This is a genomic window from Acinetobacter sp. 22512, assembly GCF_052044755.1.
In the GTDB taxonomy this organism is placed as follows: Bacteria; Pseudomonadota; Gammaproteobacteria; order Pseudomonadales; family Moraxellaceae; genus Acinetobacter; species Acinetobacter pittii.
On sequence record NZ_JBQENP010000019.1, the window covers coordinates 17,019 to 33,476 of the forward strand.

15 protein-coding genes and 1 pseudogene are annotated in these 16,458 nt (G+C 39.3%); 14 read left to right on the forward strand and 2 right to left on the reverse strand.

Features of this window, described 5'->3' with window-relative positions; genetic code table 11:
- Positions 1-2 precede the first annotated feature (2 nt).
- Entirely contained in the window at positions 3-1,178 is a 1,176-nt protein-coding gene (locus ACTJJG_RS15875; RefSeq protein WP_057070864.1) for a fumarylacetoacetate hydrolase family protein, read from the reverse strand.
- 111 nt (positions 1,179-1,289) lie between these two features.
- Here ACTJJG_RS15875 and ACTJJG_RS15880 point away from each other — a divergent pair, with 111 nt between their 5' ends.
- The 4 genes from ACTJJG_RS15880 (at position 1,290) to ACTJJG_RS15895 (ending at position 5,693) form a co-directional block, all read left to right on the forward strand.
- Positions 1,290-2,225, forward strand: a complete 936-nt coding sequence (locus tag ACTJJG_RS15880; RefSeq protein WP_017385943.1) for a LysR family transcriptional regulator — start codon at positions 1,290-1,292, stop codon at positions 2,223-2,225.
- A 214-nt stretch (positions 2,226-2,439) separates the two neighbouring features.
- Positions 2,440-3,411, forward strand: a complete 972-nt coding sequence (denD, locus tag ACTJJG_RS15885; RefSeq protein WP_233752345.1) for a D-erythronate dehydrogenase — start codon at positions 2,440-2,442, stop codon at positions 3,409-3,411.
- Between the two features lie 33 nt (positions 3,412-3,444).
- Positions 3,445-4,821, forward strand: a complete 1,377-nt coding sequence (locus ACTJJG_RS15890; protein WP_230445303.1) for an MFS transporter — start codon at positions 3,445-3,447, stop codon at positions 4,819-4,821.
- Entirely contained in the window at positions 4,821-5,693 is an 873-nt protein-coding gene (locus tag ACTJJG_RS15895; RefSeq protein WP_057070861.1) for an NAD(P)-dependent oxidoreductase, read from the forward strand. Before ACTJJG_RS15890 ends, ACTJJG_RS15895 begins: the two co-directional genes overlap by 1 nt.
- A 116-nt stretch (positions 5,694-5,809) precedes the next feature.
- On the opposite strand, the gene ACTJJG_RS15900 is transcribed toward ACTJJG_RS15895, so the two are convergent.
- Positions 5,810-7,153, reverse strand: a complete 1,344-nt coding sequence (locus tag ACTJJG_RS15900) for a PepSY-associated TM helix domain-containing protein (protein ID WP_230445304.1) — start codon at positions 7,151-7,153, stop codon at positions 5,810-5,812.
- Positions 7,154-7,475: 322 nt separating this feature from the next.
- On the opposite strand from ACTJJG_RS15900, the gene ACTJJG_RS15905 reads away from it, so the two are divergent.
- The 10 genes and pseudogenes from ACTJJG_RS15905 (at position 7,476) to ACTJJG_RS15950 (ending at position 16,016) form a co-directional block, all read left to right on the forward strand.
- Positions 7,476-8,495, forward strand: coding sequence for an ABC transporter substrate-binding protein (locus tag ACTJJG_RS15905; protein ID WP_230445305.1), 1,020 nt, complete (start codon positions 7,476-7,478; stop codon positions 8,493-8,495).
- Between the two features lie 2 nt (positions 8,496-8,497).
- Positions 8,498-9,508 (forward strand): FecCD family ABC transporter permease, encoded by a 1,011-nt coding sequence (locus tag ACTJJG_RS15910; RefSeq protein WP_230445306.1) that lies wholly within the window; start codon positions 8,498-8,500, stop codon positions 9,506-9,508.
- Entirely contained in the window at positions 9,505-10,269 is a 765-nt protein-coding gene (locus ACTJJG_RS15915) for an ABC transporter ATP-binding protein (RefSeq protein WP_000614440.1), read from the forward strand. Before ACTJJG_RS15910 ends, ACTJJG_RS15915 begins: the two co-directional genes overlap by 4 nt.
- A complete protein-coding gene (locus ACTJJG_RS15920) occupies positions 10,266-10,757 on the forward strand; it encodes a GNAT family N-acetyltransferase (RefSeq protein ID WP_230445307.1) in 492 nt (163 codons plus the stop codon). Before ACTJJG_RS15915 ends, ACTJJG_RS15920 begins: the two co-directional genes overlap by 4 nt.
- Before the next feature lie 7 nt (positions 10,758-10,764).
- Positions 10,765-10,860 (forward strand): annotated as a pseudogene (locus ACTJJG_RS15925) (sulfite exporter TauE/SafE family protein); the annotation flags it as partial.
- A gap of 181 nt (positions 10,861-11,041) precedes the next feature.
- On the forward strand, positions 11,042-11,926 hold the full coding sequence (locus tag ACTJJG_RS15930; protein ID WP_230445308.1) for a phosphoribosyltransferase family protein: 885 nt from the start codon (positions 11,042-11,044) through the stop codon (positions 11,924-11,926).
- 11 nt (positions 11,927-11,937) lie between these two features.
- Positions 11,938-13,431 (forward strand): nicotinate phosphoribosyltransferase, encoded by a 1,494-nt coding sequence (locus ACTJJG_RS15935; RefSeq protein WP_372552492.1) that lies wholly within the window; start codon positions 11,938-11,940, stop codon positions 13,429-13,431.
- Positions 13,432-13,491: 60 nt separating this feature from the next.
- Positions 13,492-14,259 (forward strand): ADPR responsive transcriptional repressor NtrR, encoded by a 768-nt coding sequence (gene ntrR, locus ACTJJG_RS15940; RefSeq protein ID WP_372552493.1) that lies wholly within the window; start codon positions 13,492-13,494, stop codon positions 14,257-14,259.
- 72 nt (positions 14,260-14,331) lie between these two features.
- Positions 14,332-15,726: a methylenetetrahydrofolate reductase C-terminal domain-containing protein gene (locus ACTJJG_RS15945; RefSeq protein WP_372552494.1), complete on the forward strand. Its 1,395-nt coding sequence runs from the start codon at positions 14,332-14,334 to the stop codon at positions 15,724-15,726.
- A 167-nt stretch (positions 15,727-15,893) separates the two neighbouring features.
- Positions 15,894-16,016 carry a hypothetical protein gene (locus ACTJJG_RS15950; RefSeq protein WP_372552495.1) on the forward strand — a complete coding sequence of 41 codons (123 nt, stop codon included), beginning with the start codon at positions 15,894-15,896 and terminating at the stop codon, positions 16,014-16,016.
- The last annotated feature ends 442 nt before the right edge of the window (positions 16,017-16,458 follow it).

The following is a 16,458-nucleotide window of genomic DNA, read 5'->3' on the forward strand; positions in this document are numbered from 1 at the left end:
AATTATAGTAATTCACGTTGTTTTAAATTGTGCATCAAAGCATTTATGCCAAAATTCCACGGCATTGCTTTGTCACTGGTCATGACCGTGTTGTATAGAGTACCGAGCTTTGGTGAATGGATACGAACTACATCACCAACTTTATGGGTAAAGCCCGCACCAGCTTGCTCACGGTCTTGGGTGGGGGCAAATAAAGTACCCAAGAACAAAACAAAACCGTCTGGATATTGGTGGTTTTCATTGAGGGTTTGTTGAATTAAATCTTCGGGATCACGGCTAATTTGAGACATAGAACTAATGCCATTGAGCACAAAGTTATCTGTACCCTGAATTTGGAGTTCAACATCACAAGCGCGGATATCATTTAAACTAAAGGTAGAGTCAAAAAGACGAATAAACGGGCCAATTGCACAAGATGCATTATTATCTTTCGCTTTGCTTAACAAGAGGGCACTACGACCTTCAAAGTCCCTTAAGTTCACATCATTACCTAAAGTCGCGCCTAAAATTTTACCGTGGCTATTGGCAACTAATACGACTTCCGGTTCTGGGTTATTCCACTCAGACTTTGGGTGAATACCAATATTTTGGCCTGTTCCCACAGCTGCTAAAACAGGTGCTTTAGTAAAAATTTCAGCGTCGGTACCAATACCCACCTCAAGATATTGAGACCACATTTTTTGTTCAATTAAATACTCTTTGAGTTGAAGAGCTTTTTCCGAGCCGGGTTCGATTGTTTTTAAATTATCGCCAATTACGCCTTGTACAACTTCACGGATCGATTGAGCTTTTTGTGCATCGCCGCCCGCTTGTTCTTCAATCACCCGTTCTAACATGCTTGCTGCAAAGGTGACACCAGCTGCTTTAATTACTTGCAGATCAATAGGGGCTAAAAAATATGCCTTGTTTGTATCTGGCTCGGCGACAGTATTGGCAAACAACTCATCAATTGAGCCAACTAATTTTCCTTCAATTTCAGCTAAAGCTTTTAAAGGATCCGAACTTTCAAGTAACTGGGAAATAGTGTGGAACTTTTCAGAAATATCAAAAACCTGATTACCTTTTAAAAGAATTGGAGATGGACCGGAAATTTGATTTGGAATCCATGCACGACCTATTAAACATCCTTGGGTAGCGTCGTCTGGTAATGAGTTCTGGGAATTTAACGTAAAGTTCATTTAAAGCATCCTTCTTTTATTTGAAATCATGATATGTTTCTTATTTAATAAACACCAATCGTAATAATTTAATTATTAATAACGAAAAGTTATCGAAAAGGATTTTTATAAATGGCTGATTTGACTTACGCAAGTTTAAATAATTGGTTGAAATTCAAACATCTGGTGTTGTTAGAAACTTTGGCGAGGACCAATAACATGCATTTGGCAGCCGAGCAGATGAACCTAAGTCAGCCCGCGGTGAGTAAAATGCTAAAGGAAATAGAAGGTTTACTGGGCTTTCCTGTTTTTGAACGACTACCTCGAAATATGCCAGTAACGGCTTTAGGCGAACATGTAATTCGATATGCTCAGCGTGTATTAAACGATGCAAAGCATTTTGTCGAAGATATTGAAATTTTACGGTTAGGCGGTCACGGGTTTTTAAAAGTAGGTGGTATCTTTGCAGCAACCGCGGTGGTGATACCAAATTCAATTATTGAGATTAAAAAACAATGGCCCTTACTTTCTATTGATGTTGTTGAACAGACCAGCGACCATTTAATGGAAATGCTAAGTGAACACACTTTAGATTTAGCTATTGGCCGTTTTACCGATGTGACGCAAAGCCAGTTTTTTGATTTCCAACCTTTAGGCCCGGAGCCGTTTTGCATTGTTGTTAATAATGCTCATCCATGTGCCAAGAAAAAGTTTTGTACATTAGAAGAATTATTAAATTGGCCATGGGTGCTTTATCCTAAAGGCACGCCAATTCGACAACGTATGGAAGGCGCATTTGCCCGAGCAAAAGTCAAAATTCCTTTAAATACGGTTAATACCATGTCGATGCAGACCTTTTTACAGATATTAAAAGGGGCGCCTATGGTGGGGATGTTGCCCGAAGCGATGGTTATTGATCAGGTAAAAGAAGGGCAATTACAGATTTTAGAAACAGATCTAATTTTAGATGCACAGGATTATGGTATTTTGACGCGTAAAGATGAACCAGTTTCTGATATTGCATCAGCATTTATTAATATCTTGCTTAAAAATGCGAAACGTAAATAAACGACCGAGCCTCAAAGCATGATGAGATTTGAGGCTTTAAAATTAAAAGAAAAACCTACTTTGTTTAGTAATTTTATAAAGATAAAACTGATATTAAAAAGTTATCAATATTTAGAAATTATTCATTGGAAATTATTGAAAGGAGTCCTTATCGTTTAATTCACGACAATTACAAAAGTTTTTAAGTGAATAAAAACTAGGAAAGGACCTCTGTATGAATGTGCTAATCACTGGTGGAACAGGTTTTATTGGAAAACAAATTGCCAAAGAGATCTTAAAAACTGGCAGTTTGAATTTAGATAACAATAAACCTGAGCCAATCGATAAAATTATTCTGTTTGATGCATTTGCAGGCGATGATTTGCCTCAAGACCCAAGAATTGAAGTGATTATCGGTGATATTACCGATAAAACTACAGTTGCTCATATTACAGAAAATATTGATGTTGTTTGGCATTTGGCTGCTGTAGTGAGCTCGGCAGCCGAGGCTGATTTTGATTTAGGTATGGATGTTAATCTGTATGGACTCTTAAATTTATTAGAAGAATTAAGAAAGAAACAAACCACGCCTCGAGTCATTTTTGCCAGTGGCTGTGCTGTATTTGGCGGACAGTTGCCAGAGATTGTGACAGATGAGACAGTGGTTACACCAAAGTCCTCTTATGGCATGCAAAAAGCCGTAGGAGAATTGCTGGTCTCGGATTACTCAAGAAAAGGCTTTATTGATGGCCGTATTTTAAGACTACCGACTATTGTGGTTCGTCCTGGTAAACCCAATAAAGCGGCATCGACATTTTTTAGTTCAATCATTCGCGAACCGTTAAAAGGTGAAACGGCCGTTTGCCCAGTCCAGTCAGATACTCCAGTTTTTGTTACTTCACCGCGACGTTGTGTTGAGTCGATGATTAAAGCGGCGTCAATTTCTTCAGATGTACTTCAAGATAACCGAATTATTCCGTTACCGGGATTAACAGTTACGGTTAAACAAATGCTGGAAGCGCTTGAAAAAGTTGCGGGCAAACAAGCAACTGATTTGGTGCAATGGCAAGAAGACAAAACCATTCAACGTATTGTTCAAAGTTGGCCTGTTCAGGTGAAAGCTGAATATGCCGAATCTTTAGGTTTCCAAGCAGATAAAAATTTTGAAAGCGTGATTCAGGCACATATAGAAGATACCCAAAATTAATGGCAGTGATCGCCAGTTGATGTGAGAGTTATTATGGAAGATATCAAAAATGTAACTGCTCTCGAAGAGCAGACAATCAAACGTATTTCGAACAGAATTATCCCGTTTCTCATTATTTTATTCATTATGGCATTCCTAGACAGAACCAATATTGGTTTTGCTGCGTTACATATGAATGATGCACTTGGAATTACTCAAACCATTTTTGGTCTGGGGGCGGGTGTATTTTTTCTAGGTTATTTTATTGCAGAAGTGCCGAGTAATATTTTGCTTCATCGGTTTGGAGCGCGAATCTGGATTGCCCGAATCATGATTACTTGGGGAATCATTGCCGCACTCATGGGTTTTATTCATAGCGGTACGCAGTTTATTGTTTTACGTTTTTTACTGGGTATTGCTGAAGCAGGTTTCTTTCCCGGTGTGATCTTTTATTTAACCTTATGGTTTCCTGTAAAATATCGTGCCCGAGTTTTTGCAACGTTTTATCTTGGATTGCCAATTGCTCAAATTATTGGAGCACCAATTTCAGTCGGCCTTATGCAATGGGGCAATACCATTGGCTATGAAGGTTGGCGTTTGATGTATGTGCTAGAAGGGATTCCTTCTATTATTTTAGGACTAATTTGCCTTAAATATTTAACCAATAACCCTAAAGAAGCAGAGTGGTTAACAGCTGAGCAGCGTCAATGGCTCATGAATACGCTTGAACGTGAAGAAAGAGAAAAAGAGCAATCTGCCGATGCTGCTTTAACTAAAGGTGAACTCATTAAACAAGTATTTAAAAATCCTTTAGTTTGGATTATGGCGGTTGTTTATTTTGGAATTACTTCTGGTTCAAATGCAATGTTCTTCTTCTTACCAAGTGTTTTAGAGTCATTCCGTAACACATTTGGTATGCAAATTAGCCTTATTCAAAATGGTTTACTTACAGCAATTCCATATGCATTTGCAGCTGTTGGAATGGTTTTATGGAGCCGCCGTTCTGACCGTAAACAAGAGCGTTATAAACACGGTGCTTGTGCTGCACTTATGGCGGCGTTAGCCATTGCGATTGCACTTATTGTGAATCAGCCTTGGGCAATTATTGTCGGCTTTATTCTGCTCGCAATTGGTGTATTTAGCGCAATTAACATTTTCTGGACCATTCCTGGGCAAACTCTAACGGGTGTTGGTGCCGCAGCTGGAATTGGATTAATTAATTCGGTAGGTAATTTAAGTGGTTTTACTGGTCCATATTTAACTGGCTATTTATATACCACCACAGGCACCTATACAGTGGCATTCCTTGCAATTGCTGGCTTTGTAGCGATGGGTGGTTTGGGCTTGTTGTTATTAGCAAAGCTAAAATCGAATAGCTTAAAAGTAGAACAGCAGCAACTTAAAGTTCGAACTGCTACGGAGATGAAATAATGGCGACCATCGGATTTGTGGGTACAGGCATTATGGGACTGCCAATGGCTATGCATTTACTCAAAGCAGGCCATCAAATTAAGGTTTGGAATAGAACTTTATCTAAAGCAGATAGTTTAAAAGAAGCTGGTGCCCAAGTTTGCTCTGACCTTGAACAAGTCGGGAAAGATGTAGAGTTTCTAATCTGTATGCTTAGCGATGGAAAAACCTGTGATGAAATCCTGTTTAAAGAACACGGCGCGACTTCACAGCTAAAACCTGAAAGTACGGTTATTGTCATGAGTTCGATACCCGTTGAAGTTGCAAAAGTACAAGGTGACAAATGTAGAGAAAGAGGGTTTAAATATTTAGATGCTCCTGTTTCTGGTGGAGAAAAAGGCGCCCAAAATGCAAGTCTTGCTATTATGGTGGGCGGTGACGCTAAAACATTTTCACAGGCTGAAACTATTTTAAGTGCAATGGGGCGCCCAATTTTAGTGGGCGGGGCTGGCTGTGGAATGCTCGCAAAACTTGTCAATCAAATGATTGTAGCAACCACCATTGCAACAGTGAGTGAAGGTTTATTGCTTGCTAGTAAAGCCGGTGCCGACCCTATTAAGCTCAAACAAGCACTCACAGGAGGTTTTGCAGATTCTCCAATTTTACAGCAACATGGCGAGCGTATGTTAAGTCGAAATTTTAAACCGGGAGGTACTGCTCGAAACCAGCATAAAGATATTCATACAGCCGTTAGTTATGCTAAATCCTTAGAGTTAAATTTACCTGTTGCCCAACAAGTCAGCCAATTATTTGAAAATATGCTGGCTGCCGGAGACGGTGAGCTTGATCATTCTGGTTTAATCCTTGAACTTGAGCGAATGAACCCAGTGTGAAATTGCTTTAAATTTAGCGGTACTTGATGAATAGACATAATCAAGTACCGCTTTTTTTATGGTTGATGCTTAGATTTTGTAATAAGAAAAATAATTAGTGGTTATTGAAATTTTATTTACGATTTAGACGGAATATATTTACGCATAGCAAAGATAAACAGCGTAAATAAAATACTAAAACCAAAAACAGGTAAGCTGAGACCTAACACGATTCCCACCAATATTAACCATATTTTTTGTGAGCCAGTTGCGCGGTTCCAAATTAATAGACTTTGACCAACGAAGTGAGTTGTCATGAGTTTTAAATTCGAGTTTTTAAACGCAGCTTTATATCCATAAATAATCATAATACACAGTGCGAAAGCATAAAGTGCCAGTACCAATTGATTTATCCAACCAAATAAAACACCAATATGCGCATCAACTCCCCAACGAGTGAGCTTTGCCACCAGTGAGTAGTCTTTAAACGCAAGTTGATCGATGACTTTGTGTTGTTCCATATCTATGGCGATACTGTCTGCTTGAGTTGGCCATTTGCGCTGAATTTCGGCTACAGTCCAAGCTTGATTGCCACTAGTCGGTGGTTTGATTTGTATCTGTGCTGCATCAATGCCATGTGCTCTGGCGATTGAAAGAGCAGTATCGTACTCAGTAGAGACAATATTTAAATTAAGATTTTCACTATGAGGCATCTCGTGATGTTCATGGTGCATCACTGTAGGTAAATTATCTGTTTGAAGAGAAGTTGCTAAAGTTGGGGTTTGCCAGTTGAGCCACTGACGACCAACTCGAATATTATCTCCAGCCCATTCAGACCATGTAAGACCTGTAACGGCGATTATTAATAAGAGAGGAAATAAAGTTAAACCCAACGAGCTATGCCATCTTAATAATCTATTTTTTTGTGTTTGCCTGATTTTAAGATTTTGAAGCCGTTTCAACCAATTATACAGTCCAGTTAAAGTCAAAATGGCTAACCAGCTTGCCGCCAGTTCACTATAAAAGCGGCCCCATTTTCCTAGCAATAAATTACTATGCAGTTGATCAAGAGTAGTTCGAAACGGTAGCACTCCACTGGTACCATAAACCGCTAGATGGCCTTGAGCTTTAAGTGTAAAAGGATCAATAAAAACGGCTTCACTTGTAAAATCGTGGACAGGGTCTGAAAAAATTACACGTGTTGTCTGATCAGAGCTTGGGGCTGGTCTAACTTCAATTACTTGTGCAGACTTAGGCATTTCTTGCTTTGCGGCTTCAATTTGCTGGCTCAGCTTATGTGGTGTTTGATTTAGTGGCTCAACATATAGAACATCTTTATAAATGGCTTGTTCAAATTGTGGTGTAATTACATAGAGTAAACCAGTGATTGCTGCGAACAAGATAAATGGTGCAATAAAAATACCGGCATAAATATGAATTAAACGGTAAAGACTACGCCAGAAAGATGATTGGGTCAGCATCGGAAGATAATGTCTATCAGATTTTGGGCTGGATTATAACGAGTTATTTATTTTAATGTTGATTGAGTGGTAACCACTATTAAATTATTTGATTAGCCACCTTGTAAACTTTTGGCCTAATAATTAAATAGTTTTTATTACTTGGTAAATTTGGCGTTTTTTTTGCTTACTCTTTAATATCTTAGCTATTACATTTAATTTGACCGCTGTATTAACCATGATTCAAACCGTCTTGCTCCCTTATGGTGTTTTTTTACATGAAAAATGCACCAAATAGACACGTCTTTTTATTTTGCACTGCATTTGTGCAAGGTATGACGTAATGAAGTTATTCGCTTCATTACTATCTTTCCTCATTCTATGTGGATGCTCTTCATCTGAACAAAGTGGTAAAGCGCAAGAAAAGTTAGCGGCCCATTCGATATGTGTCTTTGATAGTACAAATACAAAAGTCTGTATAGTCAAACCCGCCCAAAGAATTGTTTCTTTGTTTGAGTCGGGTTTAGATAGCTTATATATGCTAGGGCAAGGTCATAAAGTGATTGGCATACCAGCCGAAGTATACATCCAACCTTTATTATTCAATGCTTATTCAAAAATAGATAAGCGTATTGCCAATAAACAGCTTGCGTCGCCTTCACAAGGGGCAAATGCAACCAATATTGAAAGTCTTGTGTTGTTAAAACCTGATCTGGTAATTTTGGGAAGCGGGCAAACTCAAACGATTGAACTGTTACGGCAGTTTGGCATCGCTGTATATGTAATGGAGTCAGGCACTTATCAGCAAGTGAAAGAAGAACTTTCTGAAATTGCTATTCTGAGCGGCGCCCAAAAGCGAGCTCAGGAAATTTTAAATTTCTCTGATGAAATTGTGGCAGAAGTCGCAGCCAAAACCGCACGTCAGCCAAATAAACAATCGATTTACTATGCTTGGTCTGGTGGAAGAATTTTTTCTACCTCGGGACGTCAGTCGATTACCAATGATTTTATTGAACTCGCAGGTGCGTACAACATTGTTCAGACCAATGCTAACCAACCCAATGTAAATCCCGAGACTTTAATTGAATGGAACCCTGACAATATTGTGCTTTGGAATACCAACCCCCAACTGATTTATGAACGAAAAGAATTACAGGGTTTAAACGCTGTACAAAACCGAAAGGTATTTAATTTGAGTCCTGCATTTATATATAACCCACACACCATCAAAATTATTATTACGGCGATTTATTTGAATCACAGTATTTATCCCGAACAGTCCGATTTACCTGTAAGTGCTTTACAACAGCGTATTTTAACCAAGTTGTATGGTGAACACCTTGCCAAAGCGTTGGTGCAATAAAAATGGAAAAACTGAAATATTATTGGTTTTACCCTTTACCTTTCCTCATGATTTTTATCTCGCTGCTTATTGGGCCAACTCAAACATTGAGTGCATGGGATTATTTGCGGTGGGGTGTGCAAGCGGTGTTTGGTACGCCATATTTTGATGCTGAGCAATTTAGACTGATGCAAAACATTATTGTGAATGTCAGGCTACCCAGAATTTTACTGACCTTTATGGTGGGAGCCGCATTAGCAACCGCGGGTAATGGCTTGCAGGCCTTGTTTCGTAATCCCTTGGTCGATTCTTATGTGCTGGGTATTTCATCTGGTGCCGCGTTTGGTGCAGCTTTGGCACTTTCTTTAAGTTGGCTTTCACCAAACCTATCAGCCTTTATTTTTGGCGTTTGTGCTGTTGGCTTAACGTATTTATTTGCGCATCAAAAACATGAAAGCCAGACGTCTTTAGTGATGGTGATTTTATCGGGCATGATTGTTTCGGGGCTGTTTTTAGCAGGTCTCACGATTATTCAATATTTAAGTGATCCATTTAAATTACAAGCGATTGTGCAATGGACCATGGGCAACTTACATCAGGCGTCTTGGCAAAAGGTTCAATATGCCGTGCTGCCTATTTGTATTGGTCTTGCCGGGTTATTTGCGATGCGTTGGCGCTTAAACTTAATGGCACTTGGTGCTGAGGAAGCGCAGGCGGTGGGTGTTAACCCAAGGTGGGAACAGCTTCTTTTAATTGCGCTAGTGACTGTATGTACCTCAACTTCTGTGGCTGCGGCAGGCATTATTAGTCTATATGGGCTCTTTATGCCGCATATTGTGAGAATGTTGGTTGGGCCAGATCACCGCTACAGCATTCCTGCCAATATGGTGTTGGGCGGTAGTTTTCTACTCATGATTGATAACTTTTCTCGGGTTTTACTGACTTTTGAAATACCGATTGGTATTTTTACCATGCTACTTGGCGCACCATTTTTCTTATTATTAATGAAAACACAGAGGACTCATTGGGCATGATACAAATTGATCAGTTAAATTATGCCTATGGGCACAAACAGGTTCTCAAAAACATTCATCTGGAGTTTCCTGAAAATCAATTTTCCGTAATTTTAGGGCGTAATGGTTGCGGAAAATCGACACTTTTTAAATTGATGGCTGGCCTAGAACCTGTAAAAGATGGCTTGATTCGTTACTCTGGAAAACCACTATCGGACTTTAAAGGGAAAGATCGTGCTGCATTACTCGGTTTTTTACCACAGTTTCATAAAACCGTATTTCCATTTTTGGTTAAAGATGTGGTGATTACGGGACGTGCCGCTTTTAGCAGATATAGACCTTCAAAATCAGACTGGGAACGTGTAGACCAAGCTTTGCTTGATTTAGATATTGAGCATTTACGCGATCGCCCTTATACCGAGTTGTCGGGGGGCGAAAGGCAATTGGTTATGATTGCCCGTATTCTAGTGCAAGCCCCGAAAGTCATTTTGCTTGATGAACCAACCAATCATCTCGATGTTTATTATCAATCTTACTTAATGAAAAAATTGCGTCAGTTGTCGCGGCAAAATTTTACGGTGATTGCGATTATGCATGATCCCAATTTAGCTTTTTTATTTGCAGATCATTTGTTTTTTATGCGCCAACACGAAGTAGTTAAGCCTGAATCTAAAACTCGTATAACCGATCCGAAGTTTTTAAAAAGTGTCTATGATGTCGAGTTTCATGAAGCCATGATTCAAGACAAAACTATTGTTATTCCTGATCATTCGTGGCTATGAATATGTTGAATTATCAGGGGGTTGGAAAAACAGACTATGAGCCTGCGGTAGAGTTTGCGCTTTATACAAGGCAGCTCTTATTTCCAGAAATTTATCATGGGCAAATTCCTAAAGATTTACAAAATTTTGAGCAATATTATGTTAATGATCCATTAGGTTGCTTTATTACGGTAAAAGATAAAAACCGTATTATTGGCACTATTGCATATCGGGCGTATGACCATCGTTTTGATTTAAATTTGCTATCTAAGACAGTGGAAGTGGTTAAGTTGTTTGTATTGCCTGAATACCGCCGCAATGGCATCGCAACCATGCTATGTAAAATGTTGTTTAGCCATGCACAAAAGAATGAAATTACCACTTTGTATTTGCACACTCATCCATTTTTGCCTGCGGCTGAAGAGTTTTGGACTTTACAAGGTTTTGAGGTTATTCAACGGGAATGGATCGATACCTATGACACCATTCATATGAGTAAATCTTTATAGTCTGTTAGAAAAATTTATTTCAAAACTACCTGATTTATGGCGTGCAAATTTATATCCGTTACTTTTAATAATAGTTCTACTAATCATGATTTTTGTAAATTAACTTTTTATTTCAATTGATTGAAGAATAATTTCTCTTAAAAATCGAATCTCTAAATGCTCTAAAACCCCAAATTTTATATCTTAAAGGGCTTTGAAAAAAGTTTGAAAAATAGACTTGAAATATATAGTGGCTTTATGCCACTATATATTCATCGAAGTTCATCAGACAAAAAGAGGATGATATGGCTATCCAGCTTTTAGATGCGGCAAGAAATGAAATTCCAGTGAAATTCACGCAGTTTTCTGGTGGCGAGCGTCATGTTCAAATTGATGAAAAAACATTGAATTCACTATCTGGCAACGTATTGGTTCGCGCCAAAATGACCTCAAGTCACGATATGATGGACTATTTGTTACTTGAAAATATATTGCTGAATCAGGGCTTAACCATTGACCTAGAAATTCCGTATTTTCCATATGCACGTCAGGACCGTATTTGTGCAATAGGCCAAGCGTTCTCACTCGATGTGATGACGAAGCTACTTAACATTAACGCAGACAAAAAAGCGGGCAAACAAGGCAAGATCACTGTTTGGGACTGTCATAGTGAAGTCACTACAGCCTTACTTGCTGCCAATACTTCTTTTAGTGAAGTTGTGAATGTGAGTTCAGTGGACATCATCGAAAAGAGTGAAGCGCTAAGCACATTATTAAAAGATGAAAAAACAGTACTGATTTGCCCAGACAAAGGCGCAAAAGCACGTACACAAATGGTTGCAGATGCTTTTAATTCTGAGCGCAAACAGCCTATCACTATTGTTCAGTGCGATAAAAAACGTGATCCAGTAACTGGCAAAGTCTTAGGTACACATGTACATGCGACTGATTTATCAGGCCTAACAGCGGTCATTACCGATGACATTTGTGACGGCGGTGCAACCTTTATTGGTATTGCCAAAGAACTCCGCCGCCTTAATTGTCATAAGGTCGTTCTATATGTGACCCACGGTATTTTTAGTAAAGGTATAGAGGTTTTTGATGGACTGCTTGATCAACTATTTACCTCAGACAGCTTTCCACAACAATCATCAGACAAAATTTCAGTAATTGCTTTTGCAGCAAAATAAAGAGAATAAAGATGACGATTAAACTTAATCCATTAAACGCTATCGATTTTTATAAAGCTGATCACAGACGTCAGTATCCAGCAGGTACAGAGTACGTGTACGCCAACTTTACACCGCGTTCATCTCGACTCGCTAAAATGTTACCTGACTTCGACGATAAAGTTGTGTTCTTCGGGCTACAAGGTTTTATCAAACACTTTTTAATAGATACATGGAATGAAGGCTTTTTCAAACAACCTAAAGACAAAGTTGTAGCTGCATATAAACGCCGTATGGATAGTTCATTAGGTGAAGGTGCTGTACCAGTTGACCACATTGAAGCATTACACGACTTGGGCTATTTACCATTACGTATTAAAGCATTAAGGGAAGGCAGCCGCGTCAATATGCGTGTACCTGTGCTTACCATCATTAATACCGACCCGCGTTTCTTTTGGTTAACGAATTATATTGAAACGGTGTTAAGTGCTGAGCTTTGGAAAAGCTGTACAACCGCCACTATTGCTTATGAGTACAAACGTTTATTAACTCAATATGCTGTAAAAACTGGCGCACCACTTGATTTTGTACCTGTGCAAGGGCACGATTTTAGTAGCCGTGGCATGAGTGGAATTTATGATGCTGCACAATCGGGTGTGGGGCATTTAACCAGTTTTATTGGAACAGATTCGGTTGCTTCAATTGACTACGCAGAAGAATATTACAATGCTACAGGTGTGGTTGGGGTATCTGTACCAGCGACCGAACACAGTGTGATGTGTATGGGTACAGAAAACAGTGAGCTAGAAACCTTTAAGCGTTTAATTTGCGAGCTTTATCCGTCTGGTGTTGTCAGTATTGTGTCTGATACTTGGGACTTTTGGCGAGTGATTACCGAGTTTACGGTGGCTTTAAAACCTGAAATTTTGGCAAGACAACCGAATGCTTTAGGTTTGGCGAAATTGGTTTTCCGTCCAGACTCTGGTGACCCTATTAAAATTATTTGTGGTGATCCAGACGCCGAAGTCGGCAGCCCAGCATATAAAGGCGCAGTTGAATGTTTATGGGAAGTGTTTGGCGGTACAACAACTGACCAAGGTTATAAAGTACTAAATGAGCGTGTCGGTTTAATTTATGGTGACTCAATTACTCTAGACCGTGCACAGCGTATTTTAGAAGGGTTAGAAGCCAAAGGTTTTGCTTCAAACAATTTGGTGTTTGGTATAGGCAGTTTTACCTATAACTACTTAACTCGTGATACTTTTGGATTTGCTGTGAAAGCGACTTGGGGACAAGTGAATGGTGTAGGCCGTGAGTTGTTTAAAGATCCAATTACTGACTCAGGTGTGAAAAAATCTGCGAAAGGTCTGTTACGCGTCGAAGAAAGTGAAAATGGCTTCACCTTGTTTGATCAGCAAACAGCCGAACAAGAACAAGGCGGAGCACTTAAAACCGTCTTTGAAAATGGTAAACTTCAATATGAGTGTACTTTGGATCAAATTCGTGAGCGTTTATCCATCGCATAACTGAGTTTAGATGAGCCGTTGCATGAGTATCGGCTCATCATTTTTATTGAGAGGCTGAACGTGACTATTCAAACTGAACAAGAATTCCTTGCCAGTTATGATCGCCGAGATTATGACGCACCTTTACTCACGGTCGATATGGCTATTTTCTCGGTATTTAATGGTCAGTTGCAGATACTACTCATTAAGCGACCCAACTTTCCAGCTAAAAACCAATGGGCTTTACCCGGCGGTTTCGCCGATTTAACCCAAGACCAAGACTTGATGGCTACTGCATATCTTAAGCTGGTCGAAAAAACAGGGATTGCTTCACCTTATTTGGAACAAGTTGCCTCTGTCGGCAATGCCAAACGTGACCCGCGTGGCTGGGCCGTAACCATTTTGTATTTTGCATTAATTGATTTTAATGCCTATAAACATCAAGCCTTGGCTGAATACAGCGAATGGATACCTGTAGCAAAAGCAAAAGATTTAGCATTGGCGTTTGATCATAATGAATTGCTCAACTTAGCTTTAGAGCGTTTAACCAATAAAACTCGATATACCGCATTACCAGCCAGTCTTATGCCTGAGTTGTTTACGCTAACCGAGTTACAAACTATTTATGAAATTATTCTTGGGCAATCCTTAGATAAAAAAGCGTTTAGACGCCGTATGATAGAAGCAGGCGCAGTTGAAGAAACTAATCAAAGCAAAATTGTAGGCAAACGACCAGCTCAGCTTTACCGCTATGCATTCGATTCTTTTGATTTTATATTTCCTCGTTCACTCGAATTACCTAGAAATAAAGAGGGTGAAGATAAGCAGAACAATGAGCTTTCTGACTAGCGCATCTTGATGCGCTTTGATTTATAATGCCGCGCTTATGATTGATGTCATGTTTTGATCAGCACTTTGCCTATGTCACACGTTTCTCCCTGCTTCCAACAAAATCAGTTTTTTGTGTTGGTGGAATATCTCACTTCTTTGCATGAAATTTATCCTGTGAAACATGAGTTTGCAGGATATCCGGCTGCAATGACATTGGCAGATCGCGTACATTCAGATCATGATATTGCGCCGCTTGAAGCCAGCAAAAGTTATCCTGACTCAATAGAGAAAGTCTTACACTTTTCAGGTAAGGCCCGAGACATACAAGACTTTGAGCATTTTTTAGAGCAAGCTCAAACAGCCAATATTCAAAACTTGTTATTGCTTACAGGAGACAAACTTAAAGAGCATCATAATGGTCGAGATGGGCAGCCTCGTAGCCGTTACCTAGAGTCAGTAAACGCCGTAATGGCTGCCAAGCAACACGGCGGGTTTCGTATTGGCGTTGCCTTTAATCCGTTTAAATATGTAGAAGCTGAGCGTGATGCACAGTACTTAAAACTGCATAAGAAGATTAAAGCAGGCGCTGATTTTATCATTACCCAATTAGGCTATGACATTGAAGCCTTAAAGCAAGCCAAATCATTTTTAACCAAGAACAATTATTCGCAGCAAATACTGGCTTGTGTCATGCCACTGACTTTGGGCCGTGCCAATTTTATGGTGAAGCATAAAGTCGCTGGTATTGTGATTACTCCACACATGTTAAAAGTCTTAGCAGAAGAAAAACAGGCAGGGCAAACCGACCGTGTTTATTTGCGCTGTGTTTTACAGATTTTGATATGTAAACATTTGGGGTTTGCAGGAATTCATTTATCTGCTTGTCATAAGCCAGAAGAGCAAATGCTGCTTGAAAGTTACATTGAGCAATACAGACATCTGGAGCTTGAAGCCTTAGAAGAGCTTTGGAATTCACTTTGGCAAGTCACGACAGGCAAAAAGTTTTCGCCTGAAATTACGCTTTTTTCATGTCAGCCGACCTCTAAACAAATCATTAAATATCGCCAGCTACATGTTATGCATGAAGCAATGTTTGGATCAAAAATTGCCAAGGGGCTTGGACGGTTTATTTTTAAAGCATCTTTTTGGGAAAATGCTTTGGTCGTCAAAGTATTGCTTAAAACAGAAGTACTGAGTAAACATAGCCTAGTGGGCTGTGAAAGCTGTGGTCAGTGTCGCTTAAGCGATACTTTATATATTTGCCCTGAAACATGTCCAAAAGGTTTAGCCAATGGGCCTTGTGGCGGTACAACTTTAGACCGCTGTGAATTTGGTGACCGTGAGTGTATTCATTCCGTTAAAGCAAGGCTTGCTAAAGCCCTTGAACAAACTGAAATATTAAAAGAAAAACTCATTCCAACTGTGCCTATTCAAACTAGGGGAACTAGTTCTTGGAAAAATTGGTATTTAGCGACTGAGGCTTAAGTTTTGTACTAACTTGTGATTTGAATTTGTTAAAAAATCAAATGATAGGCTAAAGCACGGCAATAGTTTAAAAATAACAATTGTTTGCCTTAATTATGTCCAATCAAAATGGCTATCGAGGAGTATACTTAAAGCAAATCTTTTGCGTTAAAGGAAAGGCTGTCTCAATGAAAAAGTTGGTTGCTGTACTTACTGTAATTGTTGTTTTAACTGCATGCGTTTACGACCCTGTTAATTACAACAAAATACACGACCAAGAGTTCCAAGATCACCTCAGGCAAAACGGTTAGTAATAAAAAACCCACTCAATGAGTGGGTTTTACAATCTTGTAAAGAATCTTTGTGATGAACTCATGCATTACCACTTTGCAGACTAGTTGTAACGTATGTGATAAATATTAAACACGTGAACAGATAGATTTCCGAAATTTAGGGTCGTAGGTTCGATGCTCGCCGGGCGCACCATACCAATTGAGTGACAAAACAAATTCATACCTTCGCTGAAAAACGCTCACATTACTTTTGCGATGAGTCGATTGAAGAGATACGTGGGAAAAATAAAATACTGTGTGAAATTACGGATGATGAGGCAAGAGCAGTGCAGCGGCTTATATTAGATGTAATTAACAATATAGATTCGGAAGCTCTACTCGAGTGGTTGTATGTCATCATATGCTGCTACTTCGAGAGACATTCTTGGCCAAAATTACAAACACCAGAAAGAACTGTTAT

Excerpts from the sequence above, each read along its gene's own strand:
- ACTJJG_RS15880 (WP_017385943.1), top strand. The coding sequence starts at position 1,290 with ATGGCTGATTTGACTTACGCAAGTTTAAATAATTGGTTGAAATTCAAA.
- ACTJJG_RS15900 (WP_230445304.1), bottom strand. The coding sequence starts at position 7,153 with ATGCTGACCCAATCATCTTTCTGGCGTAGTCTTTACCGTTTAATTCAT.
- ACTJJG_RS15935 (WP_372552492.1), top strand. The coding sequence starts at position 11,938 with ATGACGATTAAACTTAATCCATTAAACGCTATCGATTTTTATAAAGCT.
- ACTJJG_RS15920 (WP_230445307.1), top strand. The coding sequence starts at position 10,266 with ATGAATATGTTGAATTATCAGGGGGTTGGAAAAACAGACTATGAGCCT.
- denD (WP_233752345.1), top strand. The coding sequence starts at position 2,440 with ATGAATGTGCTAATCACTGGTGGAACAGGTTTTATTGGAAAACAAATT.
- ACTJJG_RS15905 (WP_230445305.1), top strand. The coding sequence starts at position 7,476 with ATGAAGTTATTCGCTTCATTACTATCTTTCCTCATTCTATGTGGATGC.
- ACTJJG_RS15915 (WP_000614440.1), top strand. The coding sequence starts at position 9,505 with ATGATACAAATTGATCAGTTAAATTATGCCTATGGGCACAAACAGGTT.
- ACTJJG_RS15930 (WP_230445308.1), top strand. The coding sequence starts at position 11,042 with ATGGCTATCCAGCTTTTAGATGCGGCAAGAAATGAAATTCCAGTGAAA.
- ACTJJG_RS15910 (WP_230445306.1), top strand. The coding sequence starts at position 8,498 with ATGGAAAAACTGAAATATTATTGGTTTTACCCTTTACCTTTCCTCATG.
- ACTJJG_RS15895 (WP_057070861.1), top strand. The coding sequence starts at position 4,821 with ATGGCGACCATCGGATTTGTGGGTACAGGCATTATGGGACTGCCAATG.
- ACTJJG_RS15890 (WP_230445303.1), top strand. The coding sequence starts at position 3,445 with ATGGAAGATATCAAAAATGTAACTGCTCTCGAAGAGCAGACAATCAAA.
- ACTJJG_RS15875 (WP_057070864.1), bottom strand. The coding sequence starts at position 1,178 with ATGAACTTTACGTTAAATTCCCAGAACTCATTACCAGACGACGCTACC.
- ACTJJG_RS15950 (WP_372552495.1), top strand. The coding sequence starts at position 15,894 with ATGAAAAAGTTGGTTGCTGTACTTACTGTAATTGTTGTTTTAACTGCA.
- ACTJJG_RS15945 (WP_372552494.1), top strand. The coding sequence starts at position 14,332 with ATGTCACACGTTTCTCCCTGCTTCCAACAAAATCAGTTTTTTGTGTTG.